This window comes from Vulcanibacillus modesticaldus (genome assembly GCF_001730235.1).
In the GTDB taxonomy this organism is placed as follows: domain Bacteria; phylum Bacillota; class Bacilli; order Tepidibacillales; family Tepidibacillaceae; genus Vulcanibacillus; species Vulcanibacillus modesticaldus.
On record NZ_MIJF01000012.1, the window covers coordinates 14,665 to 39,743 of the forward strand.

Consider the following 25,079-nt stretch of genomic DNA (forward strand, 5'->3'; position numbering starts at 1 on the left):
GGATGTTTAATGAAGAAAACTGCTTTTAATGAAATCATTTTCTATATCATTTTACCATTAGTTATTTGGAGAAATGGTAGGGAACTTCTTGGTGATTATTATGCGATGTTATTATCTACTCTCCCAGGTTTGATTTATACTATTTATAAGTTCTTTAAAGAAAAGCAGTTTAGTAAGACAGGAATGTTTATCTTAATAAGTCTATTGATAGGAACAAGTTTGGATTTAATAGCTGATTCAGCGGAATGGATATTATGGAATGGAGTTTATTTAAATTTTGGATTTACAATATTTTGGCTAATCACTATCATGATTAAGCAGCCTATGGCAATGTATTTTTTTATTGATTATGCATACTTAAGAGGAATTCCGAGGGAAGAAAGTTATCAACTATATCGCAAAAAAGAAATTTTCCCATATTTTCAATATTTGACTGCATTTTTTGCTTTCAGAGATATTCTCCAAGCTGTGATTAAGATTTTTTTGATAAAAAGATATGGTGTGGATGGATTTGAATATATTCTCCTAATCATGAAGATAACAAGTTGGGTTTTCACAGGGTTAATGTTCTTAGGAATCTATTACATAATTAGGAAAATTAACGAATATGTTAGAGAGAATAAAAAAAGAGCAGAAAATATTGCCGCTACCATGCGGCAATAGCTCCGTCTGTTCGTGGTTCTGTTCCTCCAAATAAAACACCGGTCTTTGGATCTCTCCAAATGATTTGTCCTCTTCCAAATCCACCTGATTCTAAAGCAACTTGAATCTCATGCCCCTTTCTAGATAGTGCTTGTGCAATATGTCCCGGGAAACTGTGTTCAACTATTACTTTTTTTCCTTGGGTCCACTGCCATCTCGGAGCATCTAAAGCGGCTTGTGGGTTTAAGTGGAAGTCGATTGTATTCATGATGATTTGTAGATGCCCTTGAGGTTGCATATAACCACCCATGACACCAAAAGGGCCAACAGCTTCTTGACCTTTAGTAAGAAAGCCAGGGATAATTGTATGGTATGACTTTTTGTTTGGTTCTAACCGATTTGCAGCAGTTTTGTCTAAAGAAAAATCATACCCTCTGTTTTGCAATGCTATGCCGGTACCGGGTACAACGAGTCCCGAACCAAACCCCATATAGTTGCTTTGAATGTACGAAACCATATTTCCTTCATCATCAGCGGTTGCTAAATAAACTGTGCCACCCTTTGCAGGTGCTCCAGCTTCTGGATAAATAGCAGTATCGGTGATCAGACTTCTTCTTTCTTTGGCATAAAGGTCAGATAGCATATCATTTACTTTTACTGACATTTTCGCTTTGTCTGTAATATATTTTTGACCGTCAACAAAAGCTAGTTTCATTGCTTCAATTTGTTTATGGTAGGTATCCACACTATCTCTAATGGCAAAATCAAAGCCTTTTAATATATTTAGAGCTAATAGAGCAACTAATCCTTGTCCGTTGGGAGGGATCTCCCAAACATCATATCCGCGATAATTAATCTTGATAGGTTTTACCCATTCAGCTTGATAATCAGCTAAGTCATCTGCTGATAAAAAACTATTATATCGCTTTGAAAATTTGTCAATCTTTTCAGCAATTTCTCCTCGATAAAAAGATTCTGCATTAGTTTCGGCAATCGACTTTAGAGTTTTAGCGTGATCGGGAGAGCGCCATAACTCACCGATTTTAGGTGCTCTATCATTGGGAGCGAATGTATCAAACCAATAGGAAAATTCTTCGCCTTTGAGCTGTTTAAAATTATTGTAAGCTATTTTCCAATACTTGCCCAAAACAGGGGAAATAGGATAGCCATTTTCCGCATAATCAATGGCAGGTTTAAGCACTTTAGTTAATGGTAGTTTCCCAAATCTCTTCGATAATTCCGCCCATGCACTTGGTACACCGGGAACGGTGACAGGTAGCCATCCATATTTAGGCATGTTGTCATGGCCGAGCTCCTTAACTGCATCAATAGAAATACTTTTTGGTGAGGGACCACTGGCATTAAGACCATATAATTCACCTTTTATCCATACTAATGCAAAGGCATCTCCACCGATTCCATTTGAAGTTGGTTCAACAACCGTTAAACATGCTGCAGTAGCTATTGCAGCGTCAATGGCATTACCTCCTTCTTTGAGAATATCTAAGCCAGCTTGTGCTGCAAGTGGTTGAGAAGTTGCTACCATTCCTTTTTGAGCAATTACCGTCGATCTTTGAGAAGGGTAGGGGTAATATAGATAATCCAGATTCATAATTATTAATCTCCTTTTGGTTTATTGGAATTGTTTACTAGTTTATTAGTAATCTATTTCCACAAAAAAGTATTTTTACCTGCCTAACATTACTAGCCTTAGACTAGTTTTTAAATCATACAACTCTTATACTTAATATTTATTTCAAGCACATGATATGATAGATTCTATAATGGATGAAGATGATGTATTTGATGTTAATGGACTTACTGAATATGATAAAAAGGTACTAATTCATATGTGAATTAGCACCTTAAGTTGCTTTTTTATCCTAAAACAGCACTATCAAGGGCGAACTGTTCCCCTCTAAGTTTTTCAAAGGCATCGATCAATTCTTTAATTGTCATCTTTTTCTTTTGTAATTCATCCAATTCTAGTATAATCTCTCCTTGATGCATCATGATTAATCTATTCCCAAGTTTTAAGGCATGTTCCATATTATGAGTTATCATCAAGGTAGTTAATTTTTCATTTTGAACAATTTTTTTCGTTAATTTGTTGATTAATTCTGCTCTTTTAGGATCCAAAGCAGCAGTATGTTCATCCAATAGAAGGACTTTTGGTTTTGTAAAGGTAGCCATTAGTAAGCTAAGCGCTTGCCTTTCACCACCTGATAATAACCCAACTTTTTGTTGCAAACGACTTTCGAGATTCAGTTCCAATAGTTCCAATGAAGACTTGAAAAACTCTTTTTTCTGATTATTTAAAGCTAGACGTAAGCCTCTCTTTTGACCTCTTTTGTAAGCCATAGCTAAGTTTTCTTCAATCGTCATATTAGGGGAAGTACCAGCTAATGGGTTTTGGAATACCCTTCCAATATATTTTGCTCTTTGGCTCTCTTTTAGCTTAGTTACATCTTTACCATCGACTAAAATAGTGCCGCTATCGATATTAAAGACACCTGCAATGGCATTCATTAAAGTAGATTTACCAGCCCCATTGGTACCGATTACGGTAACAAAATCTCCTTGATGTAACTTAAGATTTATATTATTTAAAGCACGCTTTTCATTGACGGTATTAACATTAAATGTTTTGGATACATTCTCAACTCTTAACATCTTGCTACCCCTTTTAATTATTTTCTGTTGAAATTTGTTGTGCATGGTAATTCTTCTTATTAACCTTTCTCTTTTGCCAAAAAATATTTTTCCCTATTTTTGAGTGTTGGGGCAGAGTCAATGACAAAATAACTAAAAATGCAGTAATTAATTTCATATCTGTTGGACTAAGCCAAGGTAAATATAAAGATATTGCAATCACAATTCGATAGATAATTGCCCCTCCGATTACCGCAAAAGTAGATCTTTTAATTGATTTTGATCCAAAGATAACCTGACCGATTATTACTGAAGCCAATCCAATTACAATCATCCCAATCCCCATCTGAACATCCGAGTAGCCTTGGTATTGGGCCATCATGCCACCAGACAATCCAACTAAAGCATTAGATAGAATCAAGCCAATTAATGTTGAATTATCTGTATTTACACCAAGGCTTTTGATCATTGCAGGGTTATCACCTGTGGCCCTGATTGCCAGACCTAAATCCGTCTGTAAAAACCAATCTATTATTTTCTTTATTAAAAGGATGAAAAGGAATAGTACAATTGTGTTAATCCATTGATTAACCCAACTTAACCATTCACTATTTCCAAATAATTGAGTCAATTGCGGTTTAAGATTATTTAACGGTGTAAAAATAGTGTTTTTTCTAAATAAGGATAAATTAGAAGTTCCCATAATTTTCAAATTAACTGAATATAAAGCTGTCATCGTTAGGATTCCCGCCAATAAACCATCAATTTTGGCCCTTGTATTTAGCAATCCTGTTATCAGACCGGCAACTCCACCAAATATACCTGAAAATATCAATGCTATAAAAGGGTTTGTTCCTTTGACAATCAATAAAGCAGATATGGCAGCCCCCATCGGGAAGCTACCATCAACTGAAAGATCAGGGTAATTAAGTATCCTAAATGCTATAAAAACTCCTAATGCCATTATGGCGAAAATTAAACCTTGTTCTAATGAACCAATAATTATGCCCACCAATATCCACTCCTAAGAAGTAAACTCTAGTAATCAATACTATTCAAAAATTTCATCAGCTTTTTCTAATAGCTTTTCAGGAATTTCTACTCCCATCCGTTTAGCTGCATTTAAGTTAATGTATAATTTCATATCTTTTTGTGTTTCAATTGGCATATCTTCAGGTTTGCTTTCATTTTTTAGGATTTTGATTGCCATTTCTCCGGTTTGATAGCCAAGTTTATAATAATCTAGTCCATATGTTATTATGCCACCACGTTTAACAACTTCACCTTCTCCAACAATAACAGGAATTTTATTATTTTCTGCTACTGATATTACAGCTTCTAAACTAGCTACAACGGTATTGTCTGTAGGGACGTAAATGGCATCAACCTTCATTGCTAATGAATCTGCCGCTTGTTTAACTTCAGTACTACTTGTAATACCAACTAACTCTAATTCTAAACCTAATTCAGAAGCTACAGTTTTAGCAAGGTTTACTTGTACTTCTGAATTAGGTTCCCCAGTATTATAAATAATTCCTATAGTTTTTGCTTCAGGCTTAATCTTTTTTATTAAAGCTAGTTGATCTTTTACTGGGTTCATATCCGTAGTCCCAGTAATGTTAGTACCTGGTTTTTCCACTGAGTTCACAATTCCAGCAGCAACGGGATCTGTTACAGCAGTAATTACAATGGGTATTGAATCAGTCTGCTGTGCAGCTGCTTGGGCTGATGGGGTTGCTATTGCAAAAATCATATCCTTTTTATCATTAACAAATTTTTGAGCGATCGTAGTTAATGTATCTCTACTACCTTGGGCATTTTGATAATCAAATTCAACTTGTTTGTTATCTTCGTATCCTGCATCCTTTAGGGCGTCGATAAATCCTTTTCGGGCATTATCTAAAGCAGGATGTTCAACTATTTGAATAATACCAATTTTTATTAAACTTTGCTCTGGTTGATTAGCTGAATCTGATGAACACCCTACAAATAGTAAAAGGGTAGTCAAAACAAAAAACATAATTCCTATTTTCAATAATTTGTTCATTTAAAAACCACTCCCATTTCTTTATCAAATAGAATGATGACAATTTTTAAGCATATAAACTTACTTTCATGCTTAAAAACTTTTAAGCTTTTATGTATAAAAGTTACGATGATATTAATATATCAGAAAAAAGTTTTTTACACAATAATTTTTTAGATATTATTTGGTAAATTAGCATATGGATTTTATATGGGGGGTGAAAATTATGAGATATGTGGCACAAAAGGGAGATACAACTCTTAAAATAGCTAATCGATTTGGTATTACTTTAAATGCCTTATATATAGCAAATCCGCAACTGGAGAGGGGGGAGTATATATATCCCGGACAGTTAATTGAAATTCCACAAAATTATATTAATCAATATGTTGTTCAGCCAGGGGATACCTTACATTTAATAGGCGAAAAGTTTGGTATTACAGTTTCTGAACTAACAAAGGCAAATCCGCATTTTAATGGAAAAAATAAGATCTATTCTGGTCAAATAATCTTCATACCTCGACCGATAAAAAAAGGTATTGTTCAAACCAATCATGAATATGGTTACAAAGATATGGTTGCCGATTTAATAGCGCTAAAAAAGAAATATCCTTTTTTACACTACGAAGAGATTGGAAACTCGGTGATGGGGAAAACAATTTATGCTATTCGACTTGGAAAAGGGGATAAAATGATTTTTTATAGCGCCGATTGGCATGCAAATGAATATCTAACAGCACCATTGTTAATGAAATTTGTTGAGGATTATGCTAAGCACTATGAACAAAAAAGAACATTAAATGGTTACGATATAAACTATTTATTCAATAATGTTACTATCTGGTTAGTGCCCATGGTTAATCCAGATGGTGTTGAACTTGTACAAGAGGGGATTACTCCTGATCATCCTTATTACCAATCTGTTCTTAAGATTAATAATGGTTCAAGAGACTTTAGAGAATGGACAGCTAATATTCGTGGAGTTGATTTGAATCATCAGTGGCCAGCTGATTGGGAGAATGTCAATGCCAGAAGTCCTCAGGTTCCTTCTCCTAGTAAGTATGGTGGATATAGACCACTAACAGAACCAGAAGTAAGGGCGATCTATAATTTTACCAAAGGAAATGATTTTAGCATGGTAATTCCATTTCACTCCCAAGGACGTGAAATTTTTTGGGGATTTAAAGGTTTAGAGCCGAAAGAATCAGTTAAGATTGTTAACAGATTTGCAGTTCTGACAGGGTATATTCCCGTGCGAAATGCATATAACGGGGCAGGTTTTAAAGATTGGTTTATTCAAGAATTTAGAAGACCAGGATTTACAGTTGAAGTGGGGAAGGGGTTGAATCCATTATCGATTAGTAAATTTTCGATGATTTATCGCAATAATTTGTCATTATTATTAGAAGCCCCGCTTTTAATCAGTCACAAATAAAATCTATTCGTATTAATCATTATTTAAGATGGATTCTACAGCTCGTTCATATGAAAATTCATTCTGGGAAAGATAAATTAATATTGATTTTTTTGGGAATAATTGTTTAACAATTTCATTCTTATCATAACCTTTTTGGTGTAAATCAAGGATAGTATTTTTTAGCTCTAATAGATAGTCTAATTTATCTTGTAATTTTTGTTTTCCATTTGCTAATTTACCACTGTGAGCACAGAAGATGTAGTCTATATCTAAATCGAGCAATTTTTTTAATGAAGAGATTGTTTTAGGGATAGATTCAAACGATAAAAAAAGTTTTGGCTTTTGAGTAATATATAAATCTCCGGTGAAGAGCCAACCATTTTCAGCTTCGTAAATACTGATGTGATCGTCTGAATGTCCAGGTGTTTCGATTATTTGGAATTGGTAATTATTTGTTTCGATTAGATTTGGAAATGGCTCTGCGTGAAAAGGAAGACGATTTCCCCAAAATAATCTTCTATATAGGGGATATTTCCCTCTTTCTTGTGCATAATCTAGAGATAGATTGTGCACATAGATAGGTACTTGTTTATTTTTCCACCACCAATGGGCATTGCCAGAATGATCTTCGTGGATATGGGTAAGTGCTATTTGCTCAACTGATAATTGTTCAAAAAAAGGAAGTAGTTGCTTAAAAGTGCTGTGTGCTCCTGTATCAATTAATAACCCATCTATTTCATAGACATATACCTTCTTAAAAACTCCTAAACGTTTAACCTTAGCTTCAAACGATTTAACTTGATTCATAATTTTGTCCTCCACAACAGAAATGAATGTTCATTCAACCATTATCAACACTATTATATACAAATAAAAATTTTTTTAATATCTGAAAAAGAATTTTAAAAATCAAATAAGCTTAATTGATTATGTTTTAAAGACTCTGTATCACGTTCATAGACTTGATCTTCCTTCTCTAGTTTTCCTAGTAATAGTGGAGAGTTTTTATGGTGAAAATGACGATTTTTAATGACAGTTTCTCTATTAAAGTTTGCATAACAATATAGACATTGATGATCACAAGAATTATAAGTTCCGATATCTATGCTGGTTATACATCCACAAGAATTTCTTTGGTTTTTATCTTTATTGGCCGCAATTTGTACGCCTAGTAGATCAGTAATTAATTCTCTATCAATACAATGCCCTCTATCAATTCCTACTTCAGATAAATCAAGGGGTTCGGAACAAGCTTCAATTGTTAGATTGTGCATTCTTGCTATCTTAGCTATCTTTAAAGCTATATCTCTTATATCATCCTCATTAATTTGTTTAATATTTAAGTGTTTAGTGTTTCGCTCAGTTTTTTTATAGAGACTTAGAAAGCTAATTACTACTTTGTTTGTATGATTTTTCAGTCGGTTAGCTAAATAAGCAAAATATTCATAATGGTATTTTTTATCTATTTGATCGGTTAAAAATATTGGATCATATCTCCAAATAACTCTATTTTTGCCTATTTTTTCGGATAATTTGATAAAGGTTGTAATAACTTCAGACTTTTTTGGGACGTTTTTTTCGATTGATTTGTCGTAAGAATTAAGGGTAAATTGAAAATAATAATTGTATTCTTTAAGTAAATCCAATTTATTAAGCATTTTAGTTGGGTTTTTTGTCCAAAAAACGATCATATCTACAACATCAGGGGTTAATTTCACTTTGCTAACATGATGATAATTGTAAGGGTTCCTGACTAGTACATATCCTTCCTTGATTCTATTAAAAAACCAATCACTATAAAATGCAGGTATATCAGTTCTCCTGCTAGCACTGATGATCATCTTACTCACTCCAGAATTCCTCAAGAAATATCCAATGTTTTAATTGATTCCAATTTTATCATAAATTTTGTCTTAACTTGGATCAACTTCATTATTTCACAACTCCCTAAAGTTTACTGATTAGATATTTTGATCAGGTAGTCAATATATTAGATTTTATATTGCGTAGTGAGGATTAGTATGATATTCTAGTTCTTGCAACAACAAAATAAGACAGTTCGAAATCCATCCTGTCTATAAACAAAACTAGGACAATACTACCGTCTTAGGGTAGTTTTTTTGTTTTAGGGCAGTTGTGCCTTTTTTTTATGTAAAGTTGCTTTAGCAATTTTTTCTTGTGAAATGGAGGAAAACAATGCGAAGAATTGGCTTAACTACCACAGTTCCAATAGAAGTTCTAATAGCAGCCGGATATCATCCAATTGACCTTAATAATCTTTTTATCACCTCAGAAGATTATGGAAAATATATCGACATCGCCGAAAGAGATGGTTTTCCCAAAAGTTTATGTGCTTGGATAAAGGGAATTTACGGGGCTTGTATTGAGAATGGGATAACAGAAATAATTGGAGTAATGGAAGGAGATTGTTCAAATACTAAAGTACTCATTGAAATCTTAAAACAAAAGGGCATAAAAGTTTATCCATTTTCATTTCCACACACACATAAAGAAGAAGATGTTGAACAAGAAATTAAAAAGTTTATGGAAATCTTTGGTGTGGAATACGAAGAGGTAGAGAAAGTAAGAACTCGTTTAAATAAAATTAGAGCTCTAGCTAAGGAATTAGATAGGTTAACCTATATAGATAATAAAGCAGATGGTTTTGAAAACCATTTATATTTGGTGAGTTTAAGTGACTTCAACGGGGATGTTGAAGCTTTTGAAAATGAGCTAATGGATGTAATTGATAAAATAAAAGGAAGGAAGGCAAAAAAGAAAAAGTTAAGATTAGGATTTATTGGAGTTCCTCCAATGACTGGAGACATTTATGATTTTGTAGAAAAATTTAATGCTCATTTTGTCTATAACGAAGTTCAACGGGAATTTGCTTTTCCAAGAGCTGATAAAGCAGCTAATATTTATGAACAATATTATGATTATACCTATCCATACGATATAGAATTCAGATTAAAAGAAATTAAGAAACAGATCAAAGAAAGAAAAATAGATGGTATCATCCATTATACACAGGCATTTTGTTATCGAGCTTTGCAAGATATCATCATTAAGGATGAATTAGATGTGCCTGTATTAAATATAGAAGGCGATAAACTTAATAGACTAGATGCAAGAACAAAGCTTAGAATTGAGGCTTTTCTTGATATGCTGTCAGATTTAAAGGAGGAGCCTAAATGAGAATATTAGGTATTGACTTAGGTAGTAGAGAAGTAAAAATAGTCTTGATGGAAGATGACAAGATTATAAAAAAACAAAAAATAAGCACTATGTCCTTTTATCGGGATTATTGTAGTTATGATGGCAAAATTATCGTTGATTTAGACAAATTACAAATAGGTCACGTTGATAAAGCAATTTCTACAGGCTATGGTAGGAACAACACCGACTTAAATAAATTTATAACGATTAATGAGATAAAGGCTCATGTTTACGGTGCATTTTATCAAACTGATTTAGAAGAATTCATTTTATTAGATGTAGGTGGCCAAGATGTTAAAGTTGTTAAAGTAGAAAAAAGAGTTAGTACCGACTTGGAATTGAATGATAAGTGTGCGGCTTCCTGTGGTAGATACTTAGAAAATATGGCAAATGTTTTAGAAATTTCCCTCGACGAAATGAGTAAGTATTACGAAAATCCTGTAGGACTGAATTCCACCTGTGCAGTATTCTCTGAATCTGAACTTATAGGGAAAATAGCTGAAGGTGTTAGTCTTGATAGTTTATGTGCTGGGGTAAACTATTCCTTATACAAACGGTTAAAACCTCTATTGACTAAATTTAAAGGAAGAAAGTTAGTTGTAAGTGGGGGAGTTGCTAATAATACAGCAATAATTGAATATCTAAAAAACGACTATGATGAGGTTATACGTGTAGATGATCCTCAATTTAATGGTGCGATAGGTTGTTGTTATTACGGAAGCAGATTTTTAAAATAGCACTTATTATTAAAAGTAATTTAGGAGGTATTATATAGATGTATGTTTTAAAAGCTGAGCATAGTTTTGATAGTGCCCATTTTCTTGCCAATTATGATGGGAAATGTGGTAATATCCATGGACATAGGTGGAGAGTAGTAATAGAAGTGCAGTCTGAAACATTAATTGAAGAGGGTCAGCTTGATGGAATGGTAATCGATTTTGGAGATTTAAAAAGAGATATTAAGGAATTAGTAGATTATTATGATCATGCTTTTATTATTCAAGAAGGTACATTAAGAAAAGAAACTTTACAAAATCTTTTAGACGAAGGTTTTAGGATTATTGAGTTAGGCTTCAGGCCAACCGCTGAAAATTTTGCTAAGTTTTTCTTTACTTCTATGGAGAAGAAGGGATATAACGTTAAGAGGGCCACTGTATATGAAACACCATCTAATTGTGCTATTTATGAGAAAGATGGGGTGTGATATTTTGAAATTTAAAGTGGTTGAAAAATTTATTAGTATAAACGGAGAAGGTAAATTATCTGGGCAATTGGCGATTTTTATCAGATTTGCTGGATGTAATTTAGATTGTAGTTATTGTGATACTAGATGGGCTAATGAAAAAGATGTAGAATATGAGTGGATGACAGCTGATCAAATTTATGAATATATTAAAGTTAATGGAGTTAGAAATGTTACTTTAACTGGCGGAGAACCATTGTTACAAAAAGGTATCATGGAATTACTAACGGTATTATCATTGGATCCAGAATTAGTCATAGAAATAGAAACTAATGGAAGTATCGAACTAGGACCTTTTACAAAGATAGAAAAAAATCGTCCTAGATTTACAATGGATTATAAACTTGGTTCAAGCCAGATGGAAAGCAAAATGTTGACAAGTAATTTTAAATACTTAGGAGCATTAGATACTGTAAAATTTGTTGTTGGTAATATTGATGATTTAAAGAGAGCCAAGCACATAATCGATCAATACCAACTAGTAGATAAAACAAGCGTGTATATAAGTCCCGTATTTGGTGAAATTGAAATGGTGCAAATAGTAGAGTTTATGAAAGAGAACAAAATGAATGGAGTTACATTACAAGTACAGCTTCATAAAATCATTTGGGACCCAGAAAAAAAGGGGGTATAAATTCGTGGCAATTGATAAGAAAGCGATTGAGGAACATATAAGAGGAATATTAATAGCTCTAGGGGAAAATCCAGATAGAGAGGGCCTAAGGGAAACCCCAAAACGTGTTGCAAATATGTATGAAGAAGTATTTGAAGGTATTTCCTATACAAATGATGATATTGCGGGGATGTTTAACAAAACATTTGAAGAAGATATAAGTTTAAGCGAAGAGAATAAAGATATAGTGATTGTAAGGGATATAGAGATTTTCAGTCATTGTGAACATCATATTGCTCTAATGTACAACATGAAAGTTACAGTTGCATATCTTCCAAATAGGAAAATTATTGGATTAAGTAAAATTGCTAGAATTGCCGATATGGTAGGGAAGAGGTTACAATTACAGGAACGCATAGGTTCGGATATTGCCGAAATCATGCAAAAAATTACTGAAACAGAGGATGTAGCGGTAATAATAGAAGGTGAGCATGCCTGTATGACAACTAGGGGAATTAAAAAAATAAATTCCAAAACAGTTACAACGACTTTAAGAGGAAAATTTAATACTGATCCATTCTTAAATAATAAATTAATGATGTTATATTACAATGGGAAATAGGTGGTTATAGAAATGAACAGAGACAAAGCAGTGGTAGTATTTAGTGGTGGACAAGATAGTACAACTTGTTTATTTTGGGCAAAACAAAGATATAAAGAGGTTATAGCTATCTCCTTTGATTATAACCAAAAACATAAATTAGAGCTTGAATGTGCAAAAGATATTTGTAAAAAGCATGGGATAGAACATCATATATTAGACTTAAATTTATTAAATCAGTTAGCACCTAATTCGTTAACAAGGGTAGATATCGAGGTTGATAAAGAAGCACCAAAGGATAGATTACCCAACTCATTTGTAGATGGTAGAAATATGCTATTTCTAACATTTGCGGCTGTCTTTGCTAAACAAAGGGGAATCAATCAGATAATAACTGGTGTATCTCAAAGTGATTACAGTGGGTATCCAGATTGTAGGGATGTTTTCATTAAATCTTTAAATGTTACTTTGAACTTGGCTATGGATTATCAATTTGAAATTCATACACCGTTAATGTGGATTAACAAGGAAGAAACTTGGAAAATGGCATATGATCTTGGAGTTTTAGATATAATAAAAAACGAAACATTAACTTGCTATAATGGAATAAAAGGTGATGGATGTGGAGAGTGTCCAGCATGTAAATTAAGAAATAAAGGATACCAAGATTTCGAGAAAAAATATCTGAAATAAGTAATAGCAAAAGGAACCACCTAGCATCATGGCATCAAAGTGGTTCCTTTTTTTAATAGGTCATCATTACGATTCTTTTACCTTCTGTAACTATAACAAACTTCCATTCACCATTCGCATAAATTTCCCTAAAGACCGTTGCTACTTGTCCAAAAAAATCTATTTCTCCCAATTTTTCTTTCTTAATAATCTCCATGATAATCTCTCCTCTACATTTAGAAGAAAAATCTTTCGCTAATATATATATCGGTTATTTTTAAAAAAAATTCACCTTAAATTGAATAATTTTAATATTTTTTTGCCATTCACTACAAAAAATTGAACATGGTATTATCAAGAAAGACTATCTGATTTCTATGCTAAATTATTGATTTTTTCATGGACAATATTAATGTAATTTTCAATACTTTGTTTGTGGGTATCTGTTAGATTTAAAAATTGAATAGAGTAAATGTAAACATCATTTTCTTTTTTGATATTTACAATACGGGAGATTATAACTTCGATAGTATCAACAAATGGTGCTCCTATTTTTACCTCAATGAGTTGTCCTTTACTTAGATAATGTTTTCCTTTAACTTGTAATCCACCTTGACTTATATCTATAACTTCAACTTTTTCCCATTTCGATTCAATTGGTGGAAAAATACGATAAAATATATTAGGTGTTTTGGAATAAATCCCTAATTTTAAGCGTTTATATTTCCTTTTATTATTTTCATGAACTTCCGATATGGGCTTAAAAAAGATGATTCGACGTGATGTTAGCTCATGTTGGGATTCTATAAAAGCCACATAAAAGTATATCTGATTATCAAGTGTTTCGATGCGGATCTCCACTTCTTCGTTGGAAATTTCCACCTCATTCGCTAGTGGAAAGACACTTACAGCAAACTTATCTTTGTATATCTTTAGGATTTGACCAACTAAATACTGCTTAGAAGTTTTTATTGTACAAACCTCATTTAATAGTTTCTCATCGATACAATAGTCCATAAATCCCACCTTCATTTACTTTATCGGATATAAAAGGGTCAAAAATAAGATTTTATATTATTCTACTTCCATTTAAATCGTTAATTTCCTTTTTATTTTATCTATATCATAATAATTTTTCTATAAAAATTTCATTATTTATTTTGCTTATACACAAAAAAGGCGACCTCAACATCTTTTTAAGTGATGTTATCGGCCAGCCTTTTTTAATATCTCTTTTTTGAGTTTGACTATTTAAATTGATTATTTATTATTAATTAGTCCAGATATAATATAGTAGATGTTAATAGGAAAAATATTTTTTAAAGCAAGTATTAAGTGAATATAATTTGTCCGCCTGTAGAGATATCATAGAAGTCTCCTACAGTTATAATGCCATCTAACTCGTCACAAAAGTCTTCTCTTTTTAGTTTAAACATTTCTACTGTAGCTAAGCAAGCGTATAGCTTACCGCCAGCATCGTGGATCATTTCAATAAATTCAGGAATTGGTGGAATATCAAGCTCTTCCATTTGTTTTTTCATCATCTTGGTAGCAAGAGCGGATATGCCTGGTAAAGCACCAATCATTGTTGGAATACCTAAAGCTGGATTACCAACTGTTGCAACTTTAATATTGTTCATTTTCTTTTTAGTTACTGCATCCATACCAAAGAAAGTAAAGAAAACGTTGACTTCAATTCCAGCCATTCTAGCACCATTTGCCATTATAAGCCCTGGATAAATAGCTTCTAAAGAACCTTTTGAAATAACAATTGATATTTTTTTAATTTTTTCATTATCCGCCATAGTAGACCTCCATTAAATACAACTTGCAGGTTTACTTAATCCTGCTATTTTTGCAGCTTTAGCTAATGGGCCATCTGGAAATAATTGATATAACTCTTTCGTAGGGATGCCGCCAACTTTATTAATTCTTCTAATTGTAGGCAATTTTCCATTTTCTTTAACTTCTTTTTGTAAGAATTCGATCACTTTCCAATGAGCTTCAGTTAACTCTTCAATCCCAACTTCTTTTGCAAGCGCAACAGCTATTTCCTTATTCCATTGAGAAGGATCAGTTAAGTAGCCCTCCTCGTTAACATTAACAGTAAAGTCTGCTAACATTTTTTCAGTCATATTAAATACCCCCAATTATTTTTGTAATTTTATGAAACATGGCAGTTGCCATATTTGTAACAAAATTTGTTAATTAAGTTTTTTTCCTTTTGTAGTCATGTGTGGTGGAATGCCTGGAATAGGAATTCCCTTTAATAGTAAGTTCCAATAGATGTGTTTAAAGGCCATTTTTCCTAAGTGATTAATTCTTGTTTCTTTTAATAGTGAGAATGGACCAACAACAGGTAGAGGAAATGTTCCTTCCACAGGCTCAACATCATAGTTAAAGTCAATTAAGAATGCTTTGTTATATCCGGATTCAATATAACAGTTTGCATGACCGTCAAATTTTTTCTCTAATGGTTTGTTATTGATGAAGTTAAGGATGTTATCAGTTAAAATTTCACCTTCAAAGTGTGCCACAGAACCAGCCTTTGATGCAGGAATATCAGTTGCATCACCGATAACAAAAATGTTTTCATATTCTTTAGATTGTAAAGTATGTTTATCTGTTGGTACAAAGTTTAGCTCATCACCTAAGCCAGAGCGTTCAATAACTTCATCACCCATATTTGTTGGAATAGTTACCAAAAGGTCATATTCAACTTCTTTGTCATCTAAGGAAACAATCTTATTATTTTTAGAATCAACGTGACTAATATTAAAGTTAGGAACAATCTTAATGTTTTTATCATCAAGCATATGTCCTAAAACTGATGCAGCTCTAGGCTTTGTAAAGGCCGATCCTAATGGAGTTACATAGGTAATATCAACATTTTTACGAATTCCCTTCTTAGTAAAGAACCAGTCAGATAAGAACAAAAATTCAAGTGGTGCCACAGGACACTTAATTGGCATTTCAGCTAAATGAACGACCAATTTTCCACCTTTCCAATCTTTGAATTTATCTCTTAGAGCAGTGGAACCTTCAATAGTATAAAAATCAAAAATATTCTTTCTCCATCCGTCATCTAAGAGACCTTCGATTTCTTGTGGAACGATCTTACTACCAGTGGCAATTATTAAAACATCGTATTTAATAACTGAGTTATTCTCAAGCTTAACTTGGTTTTTATCCGCCTCAATTATTTCGATAGCGGACTGGATAAACTCAACACCCTTAGGAATAAATTTCTTTTTCTCCTTGATAACATCTTTTTCAGAATAAATACCGAATGGGATAAAGAGAAAGCCAGGTTGATAATAATGGTTTTTGTATTGATCAATAACTGTGATGGACCATTCTTTTTTGTCTATTTTTTTGTTTAGATGGTTAGCCATCATTGTACCTGCTGTTCCAGCACCTAGAATTAATATCTTTTTCATTTTTAGCCTCCTATTAAATGCAATATTGGTAACTTAAAACTTGCAAAATTAATAATAATAATTCTAAAGTAGAAATTAGTTTAATTAAGTTAATTTAATCATAAATAATAATCCAGCAAAAAAATAGGGTTTCGGGCTAAATATCACAAAATCGTCAAATTTTTTTCATTAAAAAATCAACAAATTGATTTTTTAATTACATTTCATAATCTATCAAAATCCGGATTGGATCCTAAAATTAAAAAAGACAGCGTGAGCTGTCTCCTTATTTATAGTATTATTTTTTTTGATGTTGGGGGTATAATCCCACCTTCAACATATAAAAATATTCCTCAAGATCTTTCATGGTATTACCAAGTTCTTTTAAACCTTTATCTTCCTGTCCTTTATATAATTGCATGTATTTATTTGATAGCCCCTCCAAAGATACAATAATTAAATCCACCGCTTTCTTTGGATCAATATCGGATCGGAAGAGGGAATAATCAATGTTTTTTAAAAAATTAGCATATCCTATTTCGGATAATTGATGGTACCGTGAGGCTATCTCTTCTTTTAATTCTTCAGGCGGATCTATAAATGCAGTTACGAGTATTTGATATTCTAATGGATTATTATAAAAAATTTGGAACTTCCTTTTTGTCCAATCTAACAGTCTTTGGAAAATATCAGATGAACTATATTCTAAAGTATTTAAAAATTCTTTCTGCATTTTTTCTATAATCAGATCTAGTATGGAAATATATAGATTTTTTTTATTTCCAAAGTAATGAAAGAGAAGCCCCTTTGAAATCTCGGCTTTTTTTATTATTTCATTAGTTGAGGCACGTAGATAACCATGATTAGCAAATTCTTCAATGCAGGCTTGGAGTATCTTCTTTCTTTTTGTATCTGGTATGAGGCTCCATGGTTTTATTTCTGTCAAAAGAATTCCTCCTTGAAGTGAGCTAATTGCTACATTCTATACAACGATATCTTTTTTATTGTATATATAGTAGGTTATCCCGGTTCCTAAAATAATTGTTAATGTCATTATTAACAAATAAATTAATTCTATTTTTCCATCAGCAATGATATTTGGCGGATCAATATATTTAAATGGGGAAAAGTACTTTAAAAAACTGAATTTATCCGAAACATTAGAAATAATCCCCAGGAAATATGTGATTAATACGATGCCTATTGACATTGGATATATTTGCTTTGTTTTAATAAAAAATACAGATAGTGCAAGTGTTACAGCGGCAAATGTTAGATGCATCAAGAAAGCACCGAACATTAACAATATTAATCTATCCACGTCATAGCCACCGGGTTTATAGATTTCAAAGCTGGTTAGAGTTACGAGGGTTATAATAAAGTTAAATAAGAAAATATTCAGTAAAGCTACTCCTAATTTATTGTTAATGATATTATTTCGTGTGATAGGTTTTGCTAACAAAAATTCTATTGTTTTCTCATTTTCTTCCTTTGCTAATATATTTGAACTTAGCAATGCTGCATATATTCCACCGAACAAAGTAACAAATATAAACGCTTCTATGCTAAAGAATTCTAAAATATTTCCCATATTAAGTCTATCGATACCAAATGCTTTGATTACTCCTTCAGGGAAGGTTTGTAATAGTTCTTCCATTTTGACCGCATTCTCCGAAAAACTTGGGTAAATACTGATTTCAAGTAACACTAATAATGAGATTGCTATCGTCCAGATAACTAAGGCTTTACGATTTCTTTTCCATTCTCTCAAAAAAATTGTCATCTTTATTTCTCCTCCTTCTCGTAATAATGCATAAAGATTTCCTCTAGCGAAGGTTCTTCGACCCAAAAGTTTTGTGGATTAATTTCATAAATATAGTTGAGAAGTTGTTTCACATCTCCTGAGAAAAGAAACTTTAATAAGTTATTATCCGCTGAGAAATCGGTAATTCCATCTAATTTAATGGTCAAGTCCATATTTGACTTTTCGAGTTCAATCGTTACTTTTTTATAGTTTCTTTTTCTTAGTTTTTCGATTTCCTCAACTTCAATTATTTTTCCATCCTTAATGATTGCCACGCGATGACATAATTTTTGAACTTCATTGAGTACATGGGAGGAGAAAAAGATTGTAGTTCCATGATTATTTTCTTCTTTTAAGACTTCAAAAAATCTATTTTGCATTAATGGGTCTAAACCACTGGTAGGTTCATCTAAAATTAATAACTTTGGACTATGATGTAATGCCTGAATGATCGCTACTTTTTTCTTATTACCAAAAGAAAGATCAGATATATTCTTTTCCATATCTACTTCAAATATTTCCGCTAATCTTTTAGTTTTTTCTTCAAATTTTTGTTCGTAAAATTTAGCGGAATATTGGAAAAGATCCCTGACCTTCATATCATCATAGTAGTGGACTTCGGAAGGTATATAGCCAATAAGTTTTTTTATTTCCTTATTATCTTTTACAATATCTAAACCCATAACTTTTGCTGAGCCTGAAGTTGGAAAAATGAAATTAAGCAACGTTCTAATCGTTGTTGATTTTCCAGCACCGTTTGGACCTATGAATCCGAAGATTTCACCTTCTTTTACTGATAAATTTAAATTTTCAATTCCTCGGATGTCCCGGTAGTATTTAGTGAGATTACGAGTTTCAATCACATTCATTTTAACTATCCCTCCTCGTTTTGACCTATTGGTCAATATATATTCAGTATAGTTTACATTACCTATTTATTCAATGTTTTTTCAAAAAAATGTAAAAATTTTAACTTAAAAGATACTTTAACCAATAAAAATCAATAAATTTCGCAACCTTTGATGTTTTAATGTGTCTAAAAATATGAAAATATGAAAAATATATTAATAAGTGTATTAATAAATGGTATTGATAAATGCACGAATTATTTAAACCTATAAACTAATTAAACTGCATGGAGGTTTAAAATGAAAAAAAAGATTATACTTTTAATCAGTTTAATTTTTTTATTTAATGTTGTTACAGTTTATGCTGGAAGTGCAATTTATGGATATTTTTACGGTTACGATAAAGTAAAAGTTTTTATCGACGGAGAAGAAGTCATTTCTAAGGTTCCTGCTTTTATTATTGACAACACAACCGTTATGCCGCTTCGGGCGATAGCAGAATCATTAGATGTAATTGTCACTTGGGATGATGAAGAGCAGACTGCACGTCTAATTAAACCGAATGTAAACATGCAGTTTACGGCTAATCCTGTATTTGACAAAGAGAAACGAACTTATGTTGTATATAGTCCATTTGGTAAAATTCCTAAAAATCAACGTTATCATTTCAGCTTCCATGTCTACAGTGAAATTGACAATCTACCTTATGAAAATGTTCAGATTAGAGTCTTATTAAAGGATCCAGATGGAGAAGTTGTAGCGGAAGGTTTTGCTCAGTCTTTTGATGCTACTGAGGAAAATAGTTTACAATATATTAATTTTTTTCAAAATATAGATTTTATAAAAACGGGCAATTATAGTGTCGAACTTCAGTTAAGCAGTGAATCAACGCAGAATGAGTTTGTTAAGATAGGTGAAAAGTTAATTCTAGTAAAGTAATAGTATGAGATTTTGTTTTAGATATCTTAAAAAGTTTAATTTTTCGACAAATAATGATACAATGATTTTACTGACGAGAAAAGTCGTACCTATAATAAAAGGGTTCGACTTTTTTAAATTGCAAAAGGAGTTGGATGAATGAAAACGAAGGTATTATCAATTATTCTATTACTAGTTGCACTAATTTTCGGGACAGCTTATGTTATCTCACGGGAGTACAATACATATGATAGAGAGATAGTAGATAGTGAAGAAATAGTAGATAATAGTCAAGTTAATGACCAGGAACAAGTTGTCGATGAACCTAAAAGATATAATATACCAATACATAATATTAATGGTGAACCGATGTTTTCAATTCAAGATTTAAGTAAGTTCTATGATCTTAGATGGGAATATGATTCTTTTGAAGGTGTTATTTATATAAGAAATAAAGAGCATGTTTTCCGTCTTTTAGAGGGAACTTCAATTGTATCTAAAGATGGTGTATATATTTCTAATTTATTGAAGCCGTATGTTGATTCTGAAAAGACAGTTTATATTCCTGTGAAGATGTTAGAAAAGGTCTTTGATATTACTTACCAATTTTCTGACGATGATCAGGCTGTAGCTGTTTTTGCGTCTGAACAATCAAATTTAGAACAGGAGAAAGGTGAAAACAACCCTTATTTAGATTTTGAGGAAGCTTTTCCGAAGATGTCTGTAGATGACATCGTAGCATATTTATCATTCCTTGCTCCGCCTTTAGAAGGGGTTCATATTAGTACAAGAGATTCTCAATTACCTGCTGCACCGAGAGCTTACCGTAATGGAACCCATGAAGGAATCGATTGGTATTCAGGATTTATTGGAGTTAATGTTGATCGTTCTACTCCCGTATTTTCTATGGCTGATGGAATAGTGGTTAGAGCGGATATTGATTATGTGGAATTAACTAATGAAGAAAGAAATGAAATGCTAGAAATTGCTAAATCTGCTGACCACACTCCACAATATATTTTAGATAAATTAAGGGGACAAACTGTTTGGGTTCAATACCCTAATGGTGTAATGGTCCGTTATGCTCATTTATCCAGGGTTGCTCCTGGAATTGAAGTCGGTAAATCAGTAAAAAAAGGTGAGATACTAGGTTATGTAGGTAATTCCGGAACAAGTTATGGTGTAGATGGTAATGATTTAGGTTTACATCTCCACTCCGATATTCTGATTTATGATCATCTATTTTGGGAATATCTTGATAGAGAACAGATCAGAGATGTTTTAGAGAAATTGTTTCCCTATTCGAATGAAAATGACAACTGAACTTTATTTTAATATTTAATGATTCATTAAGCAAAAATAATGGTATAATTGAGTAACTATATGGAAGGATGTAATGAATGGAATCTTGGTTTAATAACTTCATTGAAATTGCAACAGAAGAACAAAAATTAAACTTTAAGAAATCAATTGAGCAGGAAGGTTTTTCTGCCATTAATCAGTTTATTCGTTCATTTTATGAAAAAATTAAAGAGATGGATCAAGATGAGTTTGAACAGGTGAAAAATTGGTTAAAAAAAGGAGAGGAGCTTTTTCCGAATCTGGTCGATTTTAGTCCATCCTTTGAAAATACTTGGCGCGATCTTTTGCAATTATATCAAATTAAAGTTGAATTGTTTTCACAAGTGCCAGTTGATCAAAGGGATGGAGAATGGCAAATTTTATATGATAATCCTTATTCGACCGAACCAATCGTTTGCCACTCCAATAAGAATTTCGTAGAAGCTACATATTTAATGGCTAAATATCAGTTAGGGATTAAAAAAGCAGAAATAGTTAAGTTACAAAAGGTAATAACTGTAATCATCAAAAATGGCAAATAGGTTTATTTTTGCTATAATTCCCCAACTTGATAAATATCAAAAATACCTAGAAATGAGGATGATATGATGACAAAAGATCACCACCATGATCACGATCATGACCATGAACATGAACACGAACACAAAGTAGTGCTTGTTGATGAAAATGGAGTAGAAAAAGAATTTACGATTGTAACTTGGTTTGAATCTGATTCCAAGGAATACGTTGTTTTGGTAGCATCTGATAACCCAGAAACTGAAGAGGGAGTTATTTTACGAGTAGAAGAAGAAAATGGTGAAGAGTTTTTAGTGGACATTGAAGATGATGAAGAATGGAATAAGGTTTTATCTATTTACGAAAAATTAGTTGCTGAAAATTAATAAAAATCACCCGAATGGGTGATTTTTATTAATCTTCATGAATAGTCAGTATTTTGAATCCGTTCTTTTCTAAAATATTTAGTAGTTCTTCCTTTTTATCGGTATGTTCTATTTTTAATAGTACCCTACGATTAAATTTCTCCCCAGCATCAAACGCTAAAGCAGTAATCACGTTCAAATGTAGATGGTGAACTATTTCTAAAATTTTTTCTAATCTTCCTTCCATCTCTAAGGTTCCTATTAGAATCCGAATTCCAGACACTCCAACTCCAAATGAAGATTCTAAAGCTCGGGTAATTTCTTTTCGCTTAACAATTCCTTGAAAGATCCCTTCATCATCTATGATAGGAACGAAAGGATAGCGAACGATAATTGGTAATAATTGTTCAAAACGGCTGTCTAAATTTAAAGGCTCAATCTTGGAAATCCCCATTGCTATTGGTTCTCTTTTAAGATCTTCGTAATCTCCTATTTGCCCTTTTTCAAAAATTTCGAATAACCCTTCCTTTGACAAAATACCTACAAATTTACCATCATCATCTATTACTGGAATACTTTTTAATTGATTTTTTTTCATTACGGAAATCGCATGGCCAATTGTATCGTCTTTTTTTAAAGTCACTAAATTTCTAGCATAAGTTATGCAGTTATGAATGAACATCTTGCCTCACTCCTAATCTATTGTAGTTATTATTATCATACTGTATTCTATTCTTTTTTCATATAAACAAATTTACATTTTTAAAAAAATTGACAATTTCAAACGATTAAACATAATTTTACGAACATAAGTTCTATTAATCGGGAATATGGTGTATAATAACTAAGAATCTAATATTAATGAATGAGGGATTGATGATGGGTAAAAGCAAAAAAATAATTTTTTTAGTCGATATACAAAGCTTTTATGCGTCAGTGGAAATAGCGTCTAATCCCGATTTAAGGGGTAAGCCTGTTGTTGTATGTGGAGACCCCAAAAAGAGACATGGGATTACACTAGCGGCAAGTCCCGAAGCTAAAAAATCAGGGGTAAAGACAGGGATGCCTATTTGGCAAGTGAAGGCTCTCTGTCCTAAGGTTAATTTCGTTAGACCCCATATGAAAAAGTATATAGAAGCTTCAATACAAATTACTGAAATATTAAATCAATTTACAGATCAAGTTGAGGTCTTTTCAATTGATGAGCAATTTTTGGATTTGACCAAAAGTCAGTCCTTATTTGGAACGCCGGAAACAATGGCCAAAATGATTCAGCAAAGGATTTGGGATGAAGTAGGGGTTTTTGCGAGGATAGGAATAGGGGAAAACAAAATCCATGCAAAAATGGCTTGTGACAACTTTGCGAAAAAAAATAAAGTGGGAATTTTTAAGTTGAACCAACAAAACTATCGTGATCTGACAGGGCCATTACCAATTGACCAACTTTTTGGTGTCGGGAGTCGAATGAAACGTAATCTAGAGAGAATAGGTATTTATACGATTGCAGATTTGGCGGAACGCTCTTTAGAAGAAATGAAAAAAAGGTGGGGAATAAATGGTCATGTTTTATGGTTAAATGCCCATGGAATTGATTACTCTCCTGTTGAGAGCAGTTCAACAGTATTATACAAAGGGGTTGGGAACAGTATCACTTTACCTAGGGACTATGAAAATCGTAAGGACATCGAAGTTGTATTACTAGAGCTTACAGAGGAAGTATGTCGCCGTGCTAGATTGATGCATAAAAAAGGAAACACTGTTCATCTATCGGTCAGAGGAGCTGACTTTGATCATCCAACGGGATTTCACAGACAAATGACTCTCCCATTTGCGACAAATGCTACGATGGACGTTTATCGAGGTGTATTGCAGTTATTTGATAGATTTTGGGATAAAGAACCAGTAAGGAGTGTAGGGGTAAGTTTGACTAAATTAGAGGACGCTCGGGAAGTTCAACTAAGTTTTTTTTCTGATCAAGTAAAAAAAATCCAGTTGGGCAATGTAATGGACGAAATACGAAATCGATATGGTAAAACGGCTATTTTTAGAGCATCTTCATTATCATCAGCGGGACTATTATTTGATCGAGCGACAAAAATAGGAGGTCATGAAGCATGAGAAGGGGTAATCTTTTATGGACAGGTAGTCGGATGATGTTGTCAGAACATCGACAATTATTAAATGAGCTATTGAGGGAAGAACAAATTGAGGATGATCTGATAAGGGAGTTGGATCAACAGCAACTGGAAGAGTGGCAAGAAATACTGAATAGAGCAATTGCTAATCATCAAGAAATTATAGTTACGATCGGTTACAAAGAAAAAAAACAATTAATCGGGAGAATCGTCACTTGGGATGTGGAACAAGGGGATCTGTACTTGCAAATAGAAGAGGATGAACGTATTAGAGTACTTGCTAAGCAAATTATTGATTTGAAACTGAGATAAATTAAATGGGGATTGAAGTTTGTATTTTGTATAAGTGCGGTTTTTGGAAATGCAAGATAATAAAAAAGAGTGTCTAATTGACACTCCCAGACTGAAGACTAACCTCATGCTAAATTACCTAGTATGAAGTTATTTTTGTCAAAAATGCTTAAAATCTTGGATGAAATAAAAAATTGAGAGCGATTCGGACGTCTCTTCCACGTCCAATTCGCTAGCTTTTTCAAATTCATGGCAGCAAAAACTAACATCGCCTGCATCGAGACTTTTTTCAAACCTCTTAACGTAGTCCAACGCAAACCATGTTTCTCTTTCATATCTGCAAATACTCTTTCTATT

At 32.5% G+C, this 25,079-nt stretch carries 30 protein-coding genes; 14 read left to right on the forward strand and 16 right to left on the reverse strand.

The annotated features are described in order from the left end of the window. Nucleotides 1-9: 9 nt before the first annotated feature. The gene (locus BHF71_RS03120; RefSeq protein ID WP_069656214.1) at nt 10-663 is read left to right on the forward strand and encodes a VC0807 family protein; all 654 of its coding nucleotides are present in this window, start codon (nt 10-12) and stop codon (nt 661-663) included. Here BHF71_RS03120 and ggt read toward each other — a convergent pair. The 4 genes from ggt to BHF71_RS03140 all read right to left on the reverse strand — a co-directional run bounded on the left by ggt (nt 647) and on the right by BHF71_RS03140 (nt 5,341). Next, on the reverse strand, nt 647-2,254 hold the full coding sequence (ggt, locus tag BHF71_RS03125; protein ID WP_176717292.1) for a gamma-glutamyltransferase: 1,608 nt from the start codon (nt 2,252-2,254) through the stop codon (nt 647-649). The genes BHF71_RS03120 and ggt overlap by 17 nt on opposite strands. Before the next feature lie 266 nt (nt 2,255-2,520). Then, on the reverse strand, nt 2,521-3,315 hold the full coding sequence (locus BHF71_RS03130; RefSeq protein ID WP_069656240.1) for an ABC transporter ATP-binding protein: 795 nt from the start codon (nt 3,313-3,315) through the stop codon (nt 2,521-2,523). 13 nt (nt 3,316-3,328) lie between these two features. Then, the gene (locus tag BHF71_RS03135) at nt 3,329-4,258 is read right to left on the reverse strand and encodes an ABC transporter permease (protein WP_069656241.1); all 930 of its coding nucleotides are present in this window, start codon (nt 4,256-4,258) and stop codon (nt 3,329-3,331) included. A gap of 87 nt (nt 4,259-4,345) precedes the next feature. Next, on the reverse strand, nt 4,346-5,341 hold the full coding sequence (locus BHF71_RS03140; RefSeq protein ID WP_069656215.1) for an ABC transporter substrate-binding protein: 996 nt from the start codon (nt 5,339-5,341) through the stop codon (nt 4,346-4,348). A 205-nt stretch (nt 5,342-5,546) separates the two neighbouring features. Here BHF71_RS03140 and BHF71_RS03145 point away from each other — a divergent pair, with 205 nt between their 5' ends. Continuing rightward, nucleotides 5,547-6,755 carry a M14 family zinc carboxypeptidase gene (locus BHF71_RS03145; protein WP_069656216.1) on the forward strand — a complete coding sequence of 403 codons (1,209 nt, stop codon included), beginning with the start codon at nt 5,547-5,549 and terminating at the stop codon, nt 6,753-6,755. Between the two features lie 12 nt (nt 6,756-6,767). On the opposite strand, the gene BHF71_RS03150 is transcribed toward BHF71_RS03145, so the two are convergent. Beyond that, nucleotides 6,768-7,544 (reverse strand): MBL fold metallo-hydrolase, encoded by a 777-nt coding sequence (locus BHF71_RS03150; RefSeq protein WP_069656217.1) that lies wholly within the window; start codon nt 7,542-7,544, stop codon nt 6,768-6,770. 95 nt (nt 7,545-7,639) lie between these two features. Beyond that, complete coding sequence (locus BHF71_RS03155; protein ID WP_069656218.1) at nt 7,640-8,578, reverse strand: DUF1848 domain-containing protein; 939 nt, start codon at nt 8,576-8,578, stop codon at nt 7,640-7,642. A 355-nt stretch (nt 8,579-8,933) separates the two neighbouring features. Here BHF71_RS03155 and BHF71_RS03160 point away from each other — a divergent pair, with 355 nt between their 5' ends. From BHF71_RS03160 to queC, 6 genes are read left to right on the forward strand one after another with little or no spacing between them, the layout of a single operon-like run. Continuing rightward, on the forward strand, nt 8,934-9,935 hold the full coding sequence (locus tag BHF71_RS03160; protein WP_069656219.1) for a 2-hydroxyacyl-CoA dehydratase family protein: 1,002 nt from the start codon (nt 8,934-8,936) through the stop codon (nt 9,933-9,935). Beyond that, nucleotides 9,932-10,693 (forward strand): acyl-CoA dehydratase activase, encoded by a 762-nt coding sequence (locus BHF71_RS03165; protein ID WP_069656220.1) that lies wholly within the window; start codon nt 9,932-9,934, stop codon nt 10,691-10,693. The genes BHF71_RS03160 and BHF71_RS03165 overlap by 4 nt, the downstream gene beginning before the upstream one ends. A 38-nt stretch (nt 10,694-10,731) precedes the next feature. Continuing rightward, the gene (gene queD / locus BHF71_RS03170) at nt 10,732-11,160 is read left to right on the forward strand and encodes a 6-carboxytetrahydropterin synthase QueD (RefSeq protein ID WP_069656221.1); all 429 of its coding nucleotides are present in this window, start codon (nt 10,732-10,734) and stop codon (nt 11,158-11,160) included. A 4-nt stretch (nt 11,161-11,164) separates the two neighbouring features. After that, nucleotides 11,165-11,833, forward strand: coding sequence for a putative 7-carboxy-7-deazaguanine synthase QueE (gene queE, locus BHF71_RS03175; protein ID WP_069656222.1), 669 nt, complete (start codon nt 11,165-11,167; stop codon nt 11,831-11,833). 4 nt (nt 11,834-11,837) lie between these two features. Then, the gene (gene folE, locus BHF71_RS03180) at nt 11,838-12,434 is read left to right on the forward strand and encodes a GTP cyclohydrolase I FolE (protein WP_069656223.1); all 597 of its coding nucleotides are present in this window, start codon (nt 11,838-11,840) and stop codon (nt 12,432-12,434) included. A gap of 12 nt (nt 12,435-12,446) precedes the next feature. Beyond that, nucleotides 12,447-13,106, forward strand: coding sequence for a 7-cyano-7-deazaguanine synthase QueC (gene queC, locus BHF71_RS03185; RefSeq protein ID WP_069656224.1), 660 nt, complete (start codon nt 12,447-12,449; stop codon nt 13,104-13,106). 52 nt (nt 13,107-13,158) lie between these two features. Here the strand turns inward: queC and BHF71_RS12040 are convergent, their stop codons facing one another. From BHF71_RS12040 to BHF71_RS03220, 8 genes are all read right to left on the reverse strand, one after another. Continuing rightward, nucleotides 13,159-13,302 carry a hypothetical protein gene (locus tag BHF71_RS12040; protein WP_176717293.1) on the reverse strand — a complete coding sequence of 48 codons (144 nt, stop codon included), beginning with the start codon at nt 13,300-13,302 and terminating at the stop codon, nt 13,159-13,161. Nucleotides 13,303-13,460: 158 nt separating this feature from the next. Further along, nucleotides 13,461-14,102 carry a PilZ domain-containing protein gene (locus BHF71_RS03190; protein WP_069656225.1) on the reverse strand — a complete coding sequence of 214 codons (642 nt, stop codon included), beginning with the start codon at nt 14,100-14,102 and terminating at the stop codon, nt 13,461-13,463. Nucleotides 14,103-14,416: 314 nt separating this feature from the next. Next, a complete protein-coding gene (locus tag BHF71_RS11780; protein WP_069656226.1) occupies nt 14,417-14,890 on the reverse strand; it encodes a DsrE/DsrF/DrsH-like family protein in 474 nt (157 codons plus the stop codon). Between the two features lie 12 nt (nt 14,891-14,902). Beyond that, nucleotides 14,903-15,220, reverse strand: coding sequence for a TusE/DsrC/DsvC family sulfur relay protein (locus tag BHF71_RS11785; RefSeq protein ID WP_069656227.1), 318 nt, complete (start codon nt 15,218-15,220; stop codon nt 14,903-14,905). 69 nt (nt 15,221-15,289) lie between these two features. After that, the gene (sqr, locus tag BHF71_RS03205) at nt 15,290-16,525 is read right to left on the reverse strand and encodes a type III sulfide quinone reductase, selenoprotein subtype (protein WP_069656228.1); all 1,236 of its coding nucleotides are present in this window, start codon (nt 16,523-16,525) and stop codon (nt 15,290-15,292) included. Between the two features lie 277 nt (nt 16,526-16,802). Beyond that, nucleotides 16,803-17,450, reverse strand: coding sequence for a TetR/AcrR family transcriptional regulator (locus BHF71_RS03210; RefSeq protein WP_176717294.1), 648 nt, complete (start codon nt 17,448-17,450; stop codon nt 16,803-16,805). A gap of 36 nt (nt 17,451-17,486) precedes the next feature. Further along, a complete protein-coding gene (locus tag BHF71_RS03215; protein WP_069656229.1) occupies nt 17,487-18,287 on the reverse strand; it encodes an ABC transporter permease subunit in 801 nt (266 codons plus the stop codon). 2 nt (nt 18,288-18,289) lie between these two features. Further along, a complete protein-coding gene (locus BHF71_RS03220) occupies nt 18,290-19,177 on the reverse strand; it encodes an ABC transporter ATP-binding protein (protein ID WP_069656230.1) in 888 nt (295 codons plus the stop codon). Nucleotides 19,178-19,456: 279 nt separating this feature from the next. On the opposite strand from BHF71_RS03220, the gene BHF71_RS03225 reads away from it, so the two are divergent. The 4 genes from BHF71_RS03225 (at nt 19,457) to BHF71_RS03240 (ending at nt 22,317) form a co-directional block, all read left to right on the forward strand. Further along, complete coding sequence (locus tag BHF71_RS03225) at nt 19,457-20,095, forward strand: stalk domain-containing protein (protein WP_069656231.1); 639 nt, start codon at nt 19,457-19,459, stop codon at nt 20,093-20,095. 138 nt (nt 20,096-20,233) lie between these two features. Continuing rightward, nucleotides 20,234-21,397 (forward strand): M23 family metallopeptidase, encoded by a 1,164-nt coding sequence (locus BHF71_RS03230; protein ID WP_069656232.1) that lies wholly within the window; start codon nt 20,234-20,236, stop codon nt 21,395-21,397. A 77-nt stretch (nt 21,398-21,474) separates the two neighbouring features. Further along, nucleotides 21,475-21,957 (forward strand): hypothetical protein, encoded by a 483-nt coding sequence (locus BHF71_RS03235; RefSeq protein WP_069656233.1) that lies wholly within the window; start codon nt 21,475-21,477, stop codon nt 21,955-21,957. Between the two features lie 63 nt (nt 21,958-22,020). Then, nucleotides 22,021-22,317, forward strand: coding sequence for a DUF1292 domain-containing protein (locus tag BHF71_RS03240; protein WP_069656234.1), 297 nt, complete (start codon nt 22,021-22,023; stop codon nt 22,315-22,317). A 28-nt stretch (nt 22,318-22,345) separates the two neighbouring features. Here the strand turns inward: BHF71_RS03240 and BHF71_RS03245 are convergent, their stop codons facing one another. Further along, a complete protein-coding gene (locus tag BHF71_RS03245; protein ID WP_069656235.1) occupies nt 22,346-22,978 on the reverse strand; it encodes a CBS domain-containing protein in 633 nt (210 codons plus the stop codon). 197 nt (nt 22,979-23,175) lie between these two features. Here BHF71_RS03245 and BHF71_RS03250 point away from each other — a divergent pair, with 197 nt between their 5' ends. Further along, complete coding sequence (locus BHF71_RS03250) at nt 23,176-24,414, forward strand: DNA polymerase IV (RefSeq protein WP_425425371.1); 1,239 nt, start codon at nt 23,176-23,178, stop codon at nt 24,412-24,414. Further along, nucleotides 24,411-24,743, forward strand: coding sequence for a YolD-like family protein (locus BHF71_RS03255; protein ID WP_069656237.1), 333 nt, complete (start codon nt 24,411-24,413; stop codon nt 24,741-24,743). The genes BHF71_RS03250 and BHF71_RS03255 overlap by 4 nt, the downstream gene beginning before the upstream one ends. Before the next feature lie 104 nt (nt 24,744-24,847). Here the strand turns inward: BHF71_RS03255 and BHF71_RS12245 are convergent. Next, nucleotides 24,848-25,079: transposase (locus tag BHF71_RS12245; RefSeq protein WP_084024167.1), on the reverse strand; the 232-nt coding region annotated here is incomplete at its 5' end.

Bases quoted from the DNA above. Each gene is read 5' to 3' on its own strand.
- BHF71_RS03120 (WP_069656214.1), top strand. From the start codon at position 10: ATGAAGAAAACTGCTTTTAATGAAATCATTTTCTATATCATTTTACCA.
- ggt (WP_176717292.1), bottom strand. From the start codon at position 2,254: ATGAATCTGGATTATCTATATTACCCCTACCCTTCTCAAAGATCGACG.
- BHF71_RS03130 (WP_069656240.1), bottom strand. From the start codon at position 3,315: ATGTTAAGAGTTGAGAATGTATCCAAAACATTTAATGTTAATACCGTC.
- BHF71_RS03135 (WP_069656241.1), bottom strand. From the start codon at position 4,258: ATGGCATTAGGAGTTTTTATAGCATTTAGGATACTTAATTACCCTGAT.
- BHF71_RS03140 (WP_069656215.1), bottom strand. From the start codon at position 5,341: ATGAACAAATTATTGAAAATAGGAATTATGTTTTTTGTTTTGACTACC.
- BHF71_RS03145 (WP_069656216.1), top strand. From the start codon at position 5,547: ATGAGATATGTGGCACAAAAGGGAGATACAACTCTTAAAATAGCTAAT.
- BHF71_RS03150 (WP_069656217.1), bottom strand. From the start codon at position 7,544: ATGAATCAAGTTAAATCGTTTGAAGCTAAGGTTAAACGTTTAGGAGTT.
- BHF71_RS03155 (WP_069656218.1), bottom strand. From the start codon at position 8,578: ATGATCATCAGTGCTAGCAGGAGAACTGATATACCTGCATTTTATAGT.
- BHF71_RS03160 (WP_069656219.1), top strand. From the start codon at position 8,934: ATGCGAAGAATTGGCTTAACTACCACAGTTCCAATAGAAGTTCTAATA.
- BHF71_RS03165 (WP_069656220.1), top strand. From the start codon at position 9,932: ATGAGAATATTAGGTATTGACTTAGGTAGTAGAGAAGTAAAAATAGTC.
- queD (WP_069656221.1), top strand. From the start codon at position 10,732: ATGTATGTTTTAAAAGCTGAGCATAGTTTTGATAGTGCCCATTTTCTT.
- queC (WP_069656224.1), top strand. From the start codon at position 12,447: ATGAACAGAGACAAAGCAGTGGTAGTATTTAGTGGTGGACAAGATAGT.
- BHF71_RS12040 (WP_176717293.1), bottom strand. From the start codon at position 13,302: ATGGAGATTATTAAGAAAGAAAAATTGGGAGAAATAGATTTTTTTGGA.
- BHF71_RS03190 (WP_069656225.1), bottom strand. From the start codon at position 14,102: ATGGACTATTGTATCGATGAGAAACTATTAAATGAGGTTTGTACAATA.
- BHF71_RS11780 (WP_069656226.1), bottom strand. From the start codon at position 14,890: ATGGCGGATAATGAAAAAATTAAAAAAATATCAATTGTTATTTCAAAA.
- BHF71_RS11785 (WP_069656227.1), bottom strand. From the start codon at position 15,220: ATGACTGAAAAAATGTTAGCAGACTTTACTGTTAATGTTAACGAGGAG.
- sqr (WP_069656228.1), bottom strand. From the start codon at position 16,525: ATGAAAAAGATATTAATTCTAGGTGCTGGAACAGCAGGTACAATGATG.
- BHF71_RS03215 (WP_069656229.1), bottom strand. From the start codon at position 18,287: ATGACAATTTTTTTGAGAGAATGGAAAAGAAATCGTAAAGCCTTAGTT.
- BHF71_RS03220 (WP_069656230.1), bottom strand. From the start codon at position 19,177: ATGAATGTGATTGAAACTCGTAATCTCACTAAATACTACCGGGACATC.
- BHF71_RS03225 (WP_069656231.1), top strand. From the start codon at position 19,457: ATGAAAAAAAAGATTATACTTTTAATCAGTTTAATTTTTTTATTTAAT.
- BHF71_RS03230 (WP_069656232.1), top strand. From the start codon at position 20,234: ATGAAAACGAAGGTATTATCAATTATTCTATTACTAGTTGCACTAATT.
- BHF71_RS03235 (WP_069656233.1), top strand. From the start codon at position 21,475: ATGGAATCTTGGTTTAATAACTTCATTGAAATTGCAACAGAAGAACAA.
- BHF71_RS03240 (WP_069656234.1), top strand. From the start codon at position 22,021: ATGATGACAAAAGATCACCACCATGATCACGATCATGACCATGAACAT.
- BHF71_RS03245 (WP_069656235.1), bottom strand. From the start codon at position 22,978: ATGTTCATTCATAACTGCATAACTTATGCTAGAAATTTAGTGACTTTA.
- BHF71_RS03250 (WP_425425371.1), top strand. From the start codon at position 23,176: ATGGGTAAAAGCAAAAAAATAATTTTTTTAGTCGATATACAAAGCTTT.
- BHF71_RS03255 (WP_069656237.1), top strand. From the start codon at position 24,411: ATGAGAAGGGGTAATCTTTTATGGACAGGTAGTCGGATGATGTTGTCA.